This window comes from Caulobacter sp. GW821-FHT10A10 (assembly GCF_059415745.1).
The window spans coordinates 92,814-106,758 of sequence record NZ_JBWKNV010000012.1 but is presented as its reverse complement, the minus strand read 5'-3'; the positions used below and the strand labels follow the sequence as shown (position 1 = coordinate 106,758).

Annotated in this window: 8 protein-coding genes and 1 pseudogene; 7 read left to right on the top strand and 2 right to left on the bottom strand. The window is 68.5% G+C overall.

Annotated elements, in window-relative coordinates; translation table 11 throughout:
• Window positions 1–142 precede the first annotated feature (142 nt).
• Window positions 143–2,299, bottom strand: coding sequence for a TonB-dependent receptor domain-containing protein (locus tag AC07NS_RS25115; protein WP_494607759.1), 2,157 nt, complete (start codon window positions 2,297–2,299; stop codon window positions 143–145).
• A 404-nt stretch (window positions 2,300–2,703) separates the two neighbouring features.
• Here AC07NS_RS25115 and AC07NS_RS25110 point away from each other — a divergent pair, with 404 nt between their 5' ends.
• The 4 genes and pseudogenes from AC07NS_RS25110 to AC07NS_RS25095 all read left to right on the top strand — a co-directional run.
• Window positions 2,704–4,140, top strand: a complete 1,437-nt coding sequence (locus AC07NS_RS25110; protein WP_494607757.1) for a sugar porter family MFS transporter — start codon at window positions 2,704–2,706, stop codon at window positions 4,138–4,140.
• Window positions 4,141–4,455: 315 nt separating this feature from the next.
• Window positions 4,456–6,075, top strand: a complete 1,620-nt coding sequence (locus AC07NS_RS25105) for a family 43 glycosylhydrolase (RefSeq protein ID WP_494607755.1) — start codon at window positions 4,456–4,458, stop codon at window positions 6,073–6,075.
• Between the two features lie 137 nt (window positions 6,076–6,212).
• Window positions 6,213–7,094 (top strand): rhamnogalacturonan acetylesterase, encoded by an 882-nt coding sequence (locus AC07NS_RS25100; RefSeq protein WP_494607753.1) that lies wholly within the window; start codon window positions 6,213–6,215, stop codon window positions 7,092–7,094.
• A 23-nt stretch (window positions 7,095–7,117) separates the two neighbouring features.
• Window positions 7,118–7,260: pseudogene (locus AC07NS_RS25095) on the top strand (hypothetical protein); the annotation flags it as partial.
• 32 nt (window positions 7,261–7,292) lie between these two features.
• On the opposite strand, the gene AC07NS_RS25090 reads toward AC07NS_RS25095, so the two are convergent.
• On the bottom strand, window positions 7,293–7,889 hold the full coding sequence (locus AC07NS_RS25090; protein ID WP_494607751.1) for a TetR/AcrR family transcriptional regulator: 597 nt from the start codon (window positions 7,887–7,889) through the stop codon (window positions 7,293–7,295).
• Between the two features lie 190 nt (window positions 7,890–8,079).
• Here AC07NS_RS25090 and AC07NS_RS25085 point away from each other — a divergent pair, with 190 nt between their 5' ends.
• Genes AC07NS_RS25085 through AC07NS_RS25075 form a run of 3 tightly spaced genes read left to right on the top strand, consistent with a single transcriptional unit; the run spans window position 8,080 to window position 13,843 of the window.
• Window positions 8,080–9,234: an efflux RND transporter periplasmic adaptor subunit gene (locus tag AC07NS_RS25085; protein WP_494607749.1), complete on the top strand. Its 1,155-nt coding sequence runs from the start codon at window positions 8,080–8,082 to the stop codon at window positions 9,232–9,234.
• A gap of 12 nt (window positions 9,235–9,246) precedes the next feature.
• Window positions 9,247–12,441, top strand: coding sequence for an efflux RND transporter permease subunit (locus tag AC07NS_RS25080; RefSeq protein ID WP_494607748.1), 3,195 nt, complete (start codon window positions 9,247–9,249; stop codon window positions 12,439–12,441).
• Between the two features lies 1 nt (window position 12,442).
• Complete coding sequence (locus AC07NS_RS25075; protein ID WP_494607746.1) at window positions 12,443–13,843, top strand: efflux transporter outer membrane subunit; 1,401 nt, start codon at window positions 12,443–12,445, stop codon at window positions 13,841–13,843.
• The last annotated feature ends 102 nt before the right edge of the window (window positions 13,844–13,945 follow it).

Here is a 13,945-nt window from a genome sequence, read left to right as displayed (position 1 = left end):
CCCCCCCCCCCCCCCCCCCCCCCCCCCCCCCCCCCCCCCCCCCCCCCCCCCCCCCCCCCCCCCCCCCCCCCCCCCCAGCGCCGCGCTTACCCCCTCCGGCCCTCTGGGCCACCTCCCCCAGAGGGGGAGGATCTTAAGCCCATCACCCCCCGACGGCCCCCGAGCCGAAGTCGAACTGTTCGGGCTTGGGCTTGCCGCCGCCGAAGGACCAGGTGAAGCCGAAGAACGCCGCCCGCACATTGGCGGTGCGCACGGTGACGTCCTTCAGGGTCGCGGTGTCGGTGACGACCTTGTCCTCGAAGCTGTCGAGCGCGTCCTGCACCGTCACGACCAGCGACAGCCGGTCGTTGACCTTCCGGCGGTAACCCAGATTGACCATCTGGAACGGCTCGCGGTGGCCCTGGGCGGTCAGGCGCTTGCCCGAGCTGAAGGCGTTGATCTGGAAGAAGTCCTTGGGCGTGGCCTGCCAGTTGACGTTGGCGCGGCCCGACAGGGTGGTGGCCGAGCGCGCGCCGGCGAAGCCCAGGTTGCTGGCGTCGATCTCGTTCCAGAAGGCATTGGCGCTGACGTTGTAGCTGATCTTCGGCGTCAGGCGGCCGTTGGCCACCAGCTCCAGCCCGCCGTTGCGGCTCTTGCTGAGGTTCTCGCGCGTGGTCAGGAAGACGCCGCCGCCCAGATCCTCGACCACGTCGGTCACCACGCCGTCGCTGGTGCGGTAATAGGCCGTGGCCAAGTAGTAGGCCGGACCCTTGCGGTACTGCCAGCCCAGTTCGAACGAGTCGGTGACCTGCGGCTTCAGGTACGGATTGCCGGCCCGGTAGTTCTGCGGGTCCTGGTAGACCGGATAGGGGTTCAGGTCCTGCACCTGCGGGCGCTGGACGCGACGGCTGTAGCTGGCCTTGAGGCTGTTGTTCTCGTTGACCGTGTAGCCCAGGTGCAGGCTGGGATAGACCTTGAAGTAGTCGTTGGAGAACGTCTGGGCGCTGGTGACCTGATCGCCCTCGATCTCCACCTGCTCGGCGCGCAGGCCGCCCTGGGCGGTGAAGTCGCCGAACGCCTTCTCGTAGGTGACATAGGCCGCGTAGACGTCCTGGTCGAACAGGAAGCGGTTGGTGCGCGCGGCGCTGACCGTCAGGGCGTTCCAGGACGGGCCGGTCTCGCCGTGATTGTCGTAGTCGTTCTTGGTCCACTCGAAATCGAGGCCGGTCTTCAGCGTGCCGCCGCCGACGCCGGGCTGGGCGTAGTCGGTCTTGAAGTTGGCGCGCTTCTGCTTGGCCCCGAAGCCGAACCGCTCATAGAGATCGCTGGCGGCGGCGTAGTCGTTGACGGCGCTGGAGTCGCGCGAGAACTCGGTCTCCTCGTATTCCAGGTGCGCGGTCAGCAGGTGCTCGGCGCCCTTGAACTGGCGCCGCCAGTCGGCGCTGACGCCGGCGTTGTCGCGCGTCATGGACGCGTCGGTCGAGCGCGCGTAGTCGGAGGCCGCGCCGACATAGTCGTAGGTCTCCTCGCCCGTCGTATCGAACTTCATGCGGCGATAGCGGACTTCGCCGCTCAGGCGGTCCTTGGGCGTGACGTCGTAGTCGACGCCGCCGCGCAGATTGACCATGTCGCCCTTGTTCTCGAAGGCGCCGTCCTGGCTGCTGGCGCCGGCGGCGGTCTGGCGCTGGATCGACTGCCAGGCCTCCTGCTTTTCGTGGCGCAGGCCGACATCGCCCGACAGGGTCAGCTTGTCCTTCACGTAGTTGCCGCTGACGCCGCCGTTGTAGCGGCCGTCGGTGCTGGCGTTGAGGCGCACCGTGCCCGTGCCGCCGGGCTTGCGGGTCTTCTTGGTGACCAGGTTGATGATCCCGGCCGTGCCGTCGGGACGGAAAGCGGCCGAGGGGTTGGTCATCACCTCGACCCGGTCGATCTGGTCGGCCGGCATGGCCTGCAGGGCGTCGCCGCGGCCGTCGCCGTTGAACATGCCAGACGGCTTGCCGTCGATCAGGATGGTGACGCTGCTGTCGCCGCGCAGGCTGACATTGCCCTGCACGTCGACCTCGACCGAGGGGATGTTGCGCAGGGCGTCGGCGATCGAGCCGGTGCGGGCGGAAAGGTCGTTGGCGACGCTGTAGCTGCGGCGGTCGATCGAGCTGCGCATGGCGGTGTTGTCGCCGGTGACCGTCACGCCCTCGACGGCGGCGGGGGCCGCGCTCTTCGGAGCGGCCGGCGCGGGGGCCGGAGCCGCCGTCTGGGCCAGGGCCAGGCACGGCGCCGCGATCATGGCGGTGGCGGAAAGCAGGATGGTCTTCAGGCGCAAGGCGCGCTCCCCCGAGGTGGTCGGTCGAGGCGCCGCGAGCGGACCGTCCGCGCTGGGCTCGACCTCCAGCGGTAAAGCGCGGCCGGTTTCACGGGGCAAATTTCTTTTCGGCAATGTTGCAGTAGGGCCAGGCCGCGTGGCGCCGGCGCCACGCTTCGGTCACAGCCCGGCCCGGCGCTGGACGACCAGAAAATGACAACGTTGCCATCACCTCTTGCGAGCATCGTTGGACCTGACACTATCCGTCGGCGACGCGGCGGCTTGCGAAGCGGGAATCCCGCAAAAACGGCCACTTGCGCGCTGATACCGGTAACACTAAGGTCGCCGGCAACTAAGGTCCCCAACGGGGGCGCGTTAGGGATCAAGCATGGCCCCGAGAGGGGGCCAGTTCGGGGAGGACTCCAGTGGCATCAGTTTCCAGCGCCGGTCCAAGCGCCGGCATGAGCGCCGACGGCGCGAAGGTGAACATGGCCTTCGTCGCCGCCATCGTGGCCGTGGCCACCATCGGCGGCTTCATGTTCGGCTACGACAGCGGCGTCATCAACGGCACCCAGGAAGGCCTCAACAGCGCCTTCAAGCTCACCGAGTTCGGCACCGGCCTGAACGTCGCCGCCATCCTGATCGGCTGCGCCGTCGGCGCCTTCGCCGCCGGTCGCCTGGCCGACGTCTGGGGTCGCCGCACGGTGATGATCATCTCAGCCCTGCTGTTCGTGATCAGCGCCCTGGGCACGGGCGCGGCCCACACCTCGACCGTCTTCGTCATCTTCCGCCTGATCGGCGGCCTGGGCGTCGGCGCGGCCAGCGTGCTGTGCCCGGTCTACATCTCGGAAGTCACGCCCGCCAACATCCGCGGCCGCCTGTCGTCGGTGCAGCAGATCATGATCATCACCGGCCTGACCGGCGCGTTCGTGGCCAACTACGTGCTGGCCCACACCGCCGGCAGCTCGACCGCCGAGTTCTGGCTGGGCCTGCCCGCCTGGCGCTGGATGTTCTGGATGCAGGTCATCCCGGCCGGCGTGTTCTTCCTGGCCCTGCTGACCATTCCGGAAAGCCCGCGCTACCTGGTCGCCAAGGGCAAGGAAGCCGAGGCCGAAGCCATCCTCTCGCGCCTGTTCGGCGCGGGCGCCGGCGCGGCCAAGGTCGCCGAGATCCGCGCCTCGCTGAGCGCCGACCACAAGCCGAAGTTCTCCGACCTGCTGGACCCCACGACCCGCAAGATCCGTCCGATCCTGTGGGCCGGCCTGGTCCTGGCGATCTTCCAGCAGTTCGTCGGCATCAACATCGTCTTCTACTACGGCTCGGTGCTGTGGCAGTCGGTGGGCTTCACCGAGGACGACAGCCTGAAGATCAACATCCTGTCGGGCGCGCTGTCGATCCTGGCCTGCCTGGCCGCCATCGCCCTTATCGACCGTCTCGGCCGCAAGCCGCTGCTGCTGATCGGCTCTGCCGGCATGGCCGTGACCCTGGGCGTGCTGACCTGGTGCTTCTCGACCGCCACCACGGTCAACGGCGCCCTGCACCTGGACGCCTCGGTCGGCCCGATCGCCCTGGTCGCCGCCAACCTCTACGTGATCTTCTTCAACCTCTCCTGGGGTCCGGTCATGTGGGTCATGCTCGGCGAGATGTTCCCCAACCAGATGCGCGGCTCGGCCCTGGCCGTCGCCGGCTTCGCCCAGTGGATCGCCAACTTCGCCATCTCGTTCAGCTTCCCGGCCATGGCCAAGCTGAGCCTGTCGGCGACCTACGGCTTCTACGCGGCCAGCGCCGTGGTCTCGTTCTTCCTCGTCCAGAAGCTCATCCACGAGACCCGTGGCAAGGAGCTGGAGGCGATGGAGGGTTGAGGAAAGAACCTCCCCCCGTGGGGGAGGCGACCGCGAAGCGGTCGGTGGGGGGATGAAGGCCAGCGCCTCGGCGGCTGAAAACGTCCCCCCACCGTCGCCTTCGGCGACACCTCCCCCACAGGGGGAGGTTCCTCGATAGACAAACGCCCGGGAGCCCCGCTCCCGGGCGTTTTCTTTTGCCCTCGCCAGTGACGGCGTTATCGTCGGAAAATGGGTTATGACACCGGTAGACAAAGCGACGCCGCACCGCTTTAGTGACCGGTAACAGGTCAGCGCGACGCAAGGACGCGCGGCCTCGCCTTGGGAAGGAAACACATGGCCGACCTCAGCCGCCGCGGCGCTTTAGGCTCTCTCTTGACCGGAGCGGCGGCAGCCGCCGCCCTCCCAGCCGCGGCCGAAGGCGTCGGCGCCCTGCCCGCCAAGAGCGCGAGCGGCCCGACCTGGACCAAGGGGATCGAAGGCCAGCGCAAGGCCGACCTGGGCGACGGGACGTTCCTCAACCCCATCCTGGCCGGCGACCATCCCGACCCGTCGATCCTCAAGGACGGCGACGACTACTACATGACCCACTCGTCGTTCGACGCCTATCCGGGCCTGCTGATCTGGCACTCCAAGGACCTGGTGAACTGGACGCCGGTGGCGCCGACCCTGAAGACCAACATCGGCTCGGTCTGGGCGCCGGAGCTGTGCAAGCACAAGGGCCGCTACTACCTCTACATCCCGGCCAAGTTCCCCAAGAACAACACCAGCTACGTGATCTGGGCCGACAGGATCGAAGGCCCGTGGTCCGAGCCGATCGACCTGAAGCTGCCCGGCTATATCGACCCCGGCCACATCGTCGACGAGAACGGCGAGCGCTGGCTGTTCCTGTCGGGCGGCGACCGCATCAAGCTGGCCCCGGGCGGCCTATCGACCGTGGGCAAGCCCGAGCACGTCTATGATCCGTGGCGCTATCCGGACGACTGGGACGTCGAGGGCTTCTCGCCCGAAGGCCCCAAGGTGATGAAGCGCGGCGAGTGGTTCTACATGATCACCGCCGTGGGCGGCACGGCCGGCCCGCCGACCGGCCACATGGTCATCGCCGCGCGCGCCAAATCGCTGGCCGGCCCGTGGGAGAACCATCCCCGCAACCCGCTGGTCCGCACCGTCGACAACGCCGAGAAGTGGTGGTCGCGCGGCCACGCCACCCTGGTCGAGGGCCCCACGCCCGGCGACTGGTGGACGGTCTATCACGGCTACGAAAACGGCTACTGGACGCTTGGCCGCCAGACCCTGCTGGCCCCGGTCACCTGGACCAAGGACGGCTGGTTCGAAATCGGCGGCGGCGACCTCGCCAAGCCCATCAAGAAACCGAAAGGCGGCAAGAGCGGCCCGCACGGCATGGCCCTGTCGGACGACTTCAGCGCCGACAAGTACGGCGTGCAGTGGAACTTCTTCGATCCCAAGCCCGGCGAGCAGGACCGCATCAGCCGCGGAAGCGGCGTACTGACCCTGAAGGGCGCGGGCGAGGCGCCATCGACGGGTTCACCGCTGATCTTCGTCAATGGCGACCAGGCCTATGAGATCGAATGCGAGATCGAGGTCGATCCGGAGACCCGGGCGGGCCTGATCCTGTTCTACGACCGCCAGCTCTATTGCGGCCTGGGGTTCGATCAGAAGAACTTCGTCACCCACCAGTACGGCATCGAGCGCGGCCGGCCGGCCAATCCGCATGGGAGCAAGATGCTCCTGCGCCTGCGCAACACCCGCCACATCGTGGCCTTCCACACCAGCGGCGACGGCGGCAAGACCTGGAAGCGGTTCGACCGCGGCATGGAGGTCAGCGGCTACCACCACAATGTGCGCGGCGGCTTCCTGATGCTGAAACCGGGCCTCTATGCCGCCGGCAAGGGCTCGGCGCGGTTCCGGAACTTCAAGTACCGCGCGCTGGATTGATCGTAGATCCTCCCCCTCTGGGGGAGGTGGCCCAGAGGGCCGGAGGGGGCCGCCCGCAGGGCGGCCTCCCCCTCAGTCGCTCCGCGACAGCTCCCCCAGAGGGGGGAGCATCTTCCTTCTCAGACCTCGGAGCCGACATGCGCCTGAAGTCCCTCCTCCTCGCCGCCGCCCTCGTCGCGACGCCCCTCGCCGCCCAAGCCCAGACCCCCGTTGCCGAACCCGAACCGCCCGTCTTCCGCGCCGTGAAGATCGTGCTGGTCGGCGACTCCACCACCGCCGTGATCGGCGGCTGGGGGCCCAGCTTCTGCGGCCAGCACCTGACCTCGTTCGCCGCCTGCATCAACCTGGCGCGCGGCGGCCGCTCCAGCGGCAACTACCGCACCGAGGGCTCCTGGCGCGTGGCGCTGAAGGAGATCGGCTCGGGCGGCTTCACCGACACCTATGTGCTGATCCAGTTCGGCCACAACGACCAGCCGGGCAAGCCGGGCCGCTCGACGGACCTCGCCACCGAGTTTCCGGCCAACCTGAAACGCTATGTGGAAGAGGTGCGCGCCGCCGGCGGCAAGCCGGTGCTGGTCACGCCGCTCACCCGTCGCCAGTTCACGGACGGCAAGCTGATCGACGACCTGGGTCCCTGGGCCGAGGCGACCCGCAAGGTCGCCGCCGAGACCGGAACGCCCCTGGTCGACCTGCACGCCAAGTCCTACGCCGCCGTCCAGGCCATGGGCGCGGCCGAGGCCACCCGCTTCGCCCAGATGCCGCCCTCCGCCGAGGTGCTGGCCGCCGCCCGCACCGGCACGACGATCAGCGCCCAGCCGGCGGCTCCGGCCGCGCCCGGCGCTGCGCCGGCGCCCGCCGCCCAGGCCCAGAACAACGCCGCCGTCGAGCCCATGGGCCAAGCCAAGCTGTCGTTCGACTACACCCACCTGGGCCGCGACGGCGCCGACTACTTCTCGAAGATCGTCACCGACGAACTGGCCGTCGCCGTGCCGGCCCTACGGCGCTATCTGGTGCCGTAAGGCGCCGCTTCCCCTCCCCTCGTCATCCCGGCCGCAGCGAAGCGGAGAGCCGGGACCCAGGAGACCGGGCGTGGCGGCAAAATCCGCCATCCTATCGCCAGCCGACGCCATGCGGCGGCCTCTGGGTCCCGGCTCTACGGCGCTGGCGCGCCTTCGGCCGGGATGACGGAGATTTGGTTGGAGTTTCCTAGGTCGCCCCTACCCCAGCAGGCAGGTCAGCACCGCCTTCATCGTCTGGGCGATGGCCGTGCGGTCCTGGTCGGGGTGGTTGACGCTGCGCATGACCAGGCCGTCGAACATCGCGCCGATCATCTCGGTGCGGGCGGCGAATTCCTCGTCGCTCCATTCGGGCTTGCGGCTGCGCTCCAGCATGCTGCGGGCCAGCAGACGCTCCTGCTCGTCGGCGGCGCGGACGATGGCGGCGACCTTGGGATTGCGCGAGGCCTCGGCCATCACCTCCAGCACCAGCGGCGCGCGGCGCGGGTCGTAGCACTTGCCCACGGCGTCATCGATGTGATCGAGCATGGCGTCGAGCAGGGTGCCGGGGCGGCTTTCCAGCTCGGCGAACTTCTCGCGCATCTCGGCCAGGTCCTGGGCGACGATGGCCGCGACCATGGCTTCCTTGTTCTCGAAGTAGCGGTAGATCTGGCCCACGCTGAGGCCGGCGGCCTTGGCGATCTCGGCCATGCTGGCGCCATGGAAGCCCGAGCGACGCACGATGTCGCAGGCCGCATCCAGAATCTGCTGCCGCCGCGCCTCGGGCGTCGGCTTGGCGCTTGAACTCACGTCGACCATCGAGGGTCTCGCTCTCCATTACATTTCCGTCAGGTCAACTAAGCCAGCCTGCCGGGGTGTTGACTTCGCCTTACCCCGGGCCTATGTCCAGCGCAATTGAGAATGAACGTTCATTCTCAAATTGTTCATCATAGGCGCGTCGTCAAGGGTCCCTCCCTCCTTGCGGCGCTCTGACGCTCCGGGGATATCCATGGCTATCAAACGTCCGCTCGCCGCTTCGGCGGTTCTTCTGGCGGCTGTCTCGCTCACCCTCGTCGCCTGCGGGCAAGGCAAGGGCGGAGCCGCGGGCGGCATGGGCGCGGGCGGTCCGACGCCCGTGGGCGTGGTGGTCGTGAAGACCGAGCCGGTGACCCTGACCAGCGAACTTCAGGGCCGCACCTCGGCCTATCTGGTCTCGGAAGTGCGTCCGCAGGTCGGCGGCATCATCAAGGCCCGCCTGTTCCAGGAAGGCGGCTATGTCCGCGCCGGCCAGCCGCTCTACCAGATCGACCCGGCCACCTTCCAGGCGGCGGTCAACAGCGCCCAGGCGGGCCTCGCCCAGGCCCAGGCGACCTACACCGCCGCCAAGCTGAAGGCCGATCGCTACAAGGAACTGGTTGCCGTCAACGCCGTCTCCAAGCAGGACAACGACGACGCCCAGGCCAGCGCCCAGCAGGCCGCCGCCAACGTCGCCGCCCAGAAGGCCGCCGTCGACAGCGCCCGCATCAACCTGGGCTGGACCCGCGTGGTCGCCCCGATCTCGGGCCGCATCGGCAAGAGCTCGGTGACCCCCGGCGCCCTGGTCACCGCCAGCCAGACCACCGCCCTGGCCACCATCCAGAACCTCGACAAGATCTATGTCGACCTGACCCAGTCGTCGGCCGAGCTGCTGCAGTTGCAGCGCGACCTGGCCGGCGGCCAGATCGGCCGCTCGGGCTCGGCCCAGGTGACCCTGAAGCTGGAAGACGGCTCGACCTACCCGGTTTCGGGCCGCCTGGAGTTCGCCGACGTCACCGTCGACCAGACCACCGGGTCGTTCGGCCTGCGCGCCACCTTCGACAACCCGAACGGCACCCTGCTGCCGGGCATGTACGTGCGCGCCACCCTGGGCAAGGGCGTGGCCTCCAACGGCGTGCTGATCCCGCAGGCCGGCGTCAGCCGCGACCCGAAGGGCAACGCCACCGTGACCGTCGTCAACGCCAAGGGCGCGGCCGAAACCCGTCCGATCACCGTCGGCCAGACGGTTGGCGACAAGTGGCTGGTCACCTCCGGCCTGAAGGTCGGCGACCAGGTCATCGTCGAAGGCCTGCAGAAGGTCCGTCCCGGAGCGCCCGTGAAGGCCTCCGTCATCACCGCTCAACGCTAAGGCCGGCCCCCAATGCTGTCCCGTTTCTTCATCGACAGGCCCATCTTCGCGTGGGTCGTCGCGATCGTGATCATGCTGGCTGGCGCGCTCGCCATCCGCACGCTGCCGATCGCCCAGTATCCCGAGATCGCCCTGCCGCAGGTCTCGGTCTCCGCCACCTATCCCGGCGCCTCGGCCAAGACGGTCGAAGACAGCGTCACCCAGGTCATCGAACAGAAGATGAAGGGCCTGGACGGGCTGGACTACATGTCGTCGACCAGCGACAGCTCCGGCTCGGCCACCACGACCCTGACCTTCAAGGCCGGCACCGACATCGACATCGCCCAGGTGCAGGTGCAGAACAAGCTGTCGAGCGCCGAGGCCCTGCTTCCCCAAGAGGTGCAGCAGCAAGGCCTGACGGTCGCCAAGTCGGCCCGTAACTTCATGATGGTCGTCGGCCTCTATTCCGAGGACGCCAGCACCACCAACACCGACCTGGCCGACTACATCGCGTCCAACATCCAGGACCCGCTGAGCCGCGTCGACGGCGTGGGCGACGTGCAGCTGTTCGGCGCCCAGTACGCCATGCGCATCTGGCTCGACCCGAACAAGCTGGCCTCCTACAGCCTGACCCCGGCCGACGTTTCGACCGCCATCACGGCGCAGAACGCCCAGGTCTCGGCCGGCCAGCTGGGCGGCACGCCCAACGTCCAGGGCACCGCGCTGAACGCCACGATCACGGCCCAGTCGCGCCTGCAGACGCCGGAAGAGTTCGAGAACATCATCGTCAAGAACAGCACCGGCGGCGCCATCGTCCACCTGCGCGACGTCGCCCGCGTCGAGCTGGGCGCCGAAAGCTACGTCTCGAACGCCAAGTTCAACGGCAAACCGGCCGCCGGTCTGGCCATCAAGCTGGCCCCCGGCGCCAACGCCCTCGACACCGCCAAGGCGGTGAAGGAGCGCATGGCCCAGCTCGAGAAGAGCTTCCCGAGCAGCTACCGCTACGTCGTGCCCTACGACTCCACGCCGTTCGTGGAGCTGTCGATCCACGAAGTGATCAAGACGCTGATCGAAGCGATCATCCTCGTCTTCATCGTCATGTTCCTGTTCCTGCAGAACTGGCGCGCGACCCTGATCCCGACCATCGCCGTTCCGGTCGTCCTCTTGGGCACCTTCGGCATCCTCGCGGCCTTCGGCTACTCCATCAACACCCTGACCATGTTCGGCCTCGTGCTGGCCATCGGCCTGCTCGTCGACGACGCCATCGTCGTGGTCGAGAACGTCGAGCGGGTGATGAGCGAGGAAGGGCTTTCGCCCCTCGAGGCGACCCGCAAGTCGATGACCGAGATCACCGGCGCCCTGATCGGCATCGCGCTGGTGCTGTCGGCGGTGTTCGTGCCCATGGCCTTCTTCAGCGGCTCGCAGGGCGTCATCTACCGTCAGTTCTCGATCACGATCGTCTCGGCCATGGGCCTGTCGGTCATCGTCGCCCTGATCCTGACCCCGGCGCTCTGCGCCACCATGCTGAAGCCCTCGAGCCGCGGCCACGGCGAGCCGCTCCAGACCGACCACAAGGGTCCGCTGGGCGCGATCGTCAATTTCTTCAACCGCTTCTTCAACTGGTTCAACCGCAGCTTCAACGACGTCTCGGGCCGCTATCAGAACGGCGTGCGCGGCATCCTGGGCAAGAGCGTCCGCTGGATGGCCATCTACGGCGTGATCATCCTGGTCATGGGCCTGCTGTTCGTCCGCCTGCCCAGCGCCTTCCTGCCGGAAGAAGACCAGGGGATCATGATCACCCTCGTCCAGCTGCCGCCGGGCGCCACCGAGGAACGCACCCAGGGCGTGCTGGACCAGGTCCGTTCGCACTTCCTGGAAGGCGAGAAGGACGCCGTGCAGTCGGTGTTCACCGTCTCGGGCTTCAGCTTCAGCGGCGCGGGCCAGAACGCCGGTCTGGCCTTCGTCCGCCTGAAGGACTTCGACAAGCGCAAGGCCGCCAACCTCAAGGCCCAGGCCGTCGCCGGTCGCGCCATGGGGGCCTTCGGCCAGATCCGCGACGCGATGGTGTTCGCCGTCGTGCCGCCGGCGGTGCCGGAACTGGGCACCTCGTCGGGCTTCGACTTCCAGCTGCAGGACATCGGCGGCGTGGGCCATGACGCCCTCACCGCCGCCCGCAACCAGGTTCTGGGCATGGCCGCCCAGGATCCCAACCTGGTCGGCGTGCGTCCCAACGGCCAGGAAGACACCCCGCAGCTGAAGATCGACATCGACCAGGCCAAGGCCGGGGCGATGGGCCTGACCACCTCGGACATCAACGCCGCTCTCAGCGCCGCGTGGGGCGGGTCGTACATCAACGACTTCGTCGACCGCGGCCGGGTGAAGAAGGTCTATCTGCAGGCCGACGCCCAGTACCGGATGAAGCCGGAAGATCTCAACAACTGGTACGTCCGCAACAGCACCGGCCAGATGGTGCCCTTCTCGGCCTTCGCCACGACCCACTGGATCTACGGCTCGCCGCGTCTGGAGCGCTACAACGGCCTGTCGTCGATGAACATCCAGGGCTCGCCGGCCCCGGGCAAGAGCTCGGGCGACGCGATGAACGCCATGGAGAAGATCGCCGCCCAGCTGCCGGCCGGCATCAGCTTCGAATGGACCGGTCTGTCGGCCCAGGAGCGTGAGGCGGGCAACCAGGCTCCGGCCCTGTACGCCATCTCGATCCTGGTGGTGTTCCTGCTGCTGGCCGCCCTCTACGAGAGCTGGGCGATCCCGCTGTCGGTGATCATGGTCATCCCGCTCGGCATCGTCGGCGCCCTGCTGGCGACCACCCTGCGCGGCCTGTCCAACGACATCTACTTCCAGGTGGGCCTGCTGACGACCATGGGCCTGGCGGCCAAGAACGCCATCCTGATCGTCGAGTTCGCCAAGGAGATCTACGAGCGCACCGGAAACCTGGTGGAAGCCACTCTGGAAGCCGTCCGCATCCGTCTGCGTCCGATCATCATGACCTCGCTGGCCTTCGTCTTCGGCGTTCTGCCGCTCGCGATCTCCAACGGGGCCGGATCGGGCAGCCAGCACGCGATCGGCACGGGCGTCATCGGCGGCATGCTGTCGGCGACCATCCTGGCGATCTTCTTCGTCCCGCTGTTCTTCGTGATCGTCGAACGGATCTTCAAGCCCAAGCCCCGTCACCACGACGAGGCCCCCGTTGCTCCGACCGAGAGCCACTGAGATGCTTCGTAACCTGACCCTCACCCTGCTGGCGGCGAGCGCGCTTTCCGCCTGCACCCTGGCTCCCCCGCACGAGCGTCCGGCCCTGCCGGTCGCCACCAGCTGGCCGACGGCTTCGGCCAACGGTTCGAGCGTGAGCGCCGGCGACCTGGCCTGGAAACAGGTCTTCGAGGATCCCCGCCTGGCGGGGACGATCGAACTGGCTCTCGCCAACAACCGCGACCTTCGGGTCGCGGTGCTCAACATCGACAAGGCCCGGGCGACCTACCGCGTCCAGCGCGCCGACCTGCTGCCGGGCGTCAACGCCTCGCTCAGCGAGACCCGCAGCCACACCCCGGCGGCGACCTCGCAGACCGGTTCGGCGCTCGACATCGAGAGCTACTCGGCCGGCGTCGGCGTGACCTCCTACGAGGTCGACCTGTTCGGCCGGGTCCGCAGCCTGTCGAACGTCGCCCTGCAGAGCTATCTGTCGACGGCCGAGACCGCCCGCGCGACCCAGATCAGCCTGATCGCCGAGACGGCCAACGCCTGGCTGACCCTGGCCGCCGACCAGGACCTGCTGGCCCTGGCCAAGGACACGCTGAAGAGCCGCGAGGACAGCCTCGCCCTCACCCAGCGCCAGTTCGACGCCGGCGCCGTCTCGCAGCTGGACCTGCGCAGCTCGCAGACCCTGGCCGAGACCGCCCGTTCGGACGTGGCGACCTACACGGCCCAGGTCGAGCAGGACAAGAACGCCCTGCGCCTGCTGGCCGGGACCGACGTGCCGGCCGACCTGCTGCCGGCCGGCGGCCTGATCACCGCGCAGATCCTCTCCGATCTGCCGGCGGGCGTGCCTTCGGACGTGCTGACCCGCCGTCCGGACGTGCTGTCGGCCGAGCACAGCCTGATGGGGGCGGAAGCCAACATCGGCGCGGCCCGCGCGGCCTTCTTCCCGCAGATCAGCCTGACGGGTTCGTACGGCAGCGCCAGCACCGACCTGGGCGACCTGTTCAAGAGCGGCGGCAAGGCCTGGAGCTTCGCGCCCAGCATCAGCCTGCCGATCTTCGCCGGCGGGGCCAACAAGGCCAATCTGGACGGCGCCAAGGCCAGCCAGAAGATCGCGGTGGCGACCTACGAGAAGACCGTGCAGACGGCCTTCCGCGAGGTGGCCGACGCCCTGGCGACCCAGGCGACCATCGGCGACCGCCTGGCCGCCCAGGAACGCCTGGCCGCCGCGGCCGCCGACACCGCCCGCCTGACCAAGCTGCGCTACGACCGCGGCGTCGACAGCGCCCTGACCCTGCAGGACGCCCAGCGCACGCAGTATTCGGCCCAGCAGGGCCTGATCAACGCGCGCCTGGCCCGGGCCAGCAACCTGGTCACCCTCTACAAGGTCCTCGGCGGCGGCGCCCCGAAGGCTTGATTAAAGGGGGAGGGTTTCGGCCCTCCCCCACGAGATCCCCGCGCGACGGTGCGGGGCTGATCGCGGCGGCATCCCCCCCGGACACGCCGCGACCAGGAAGGG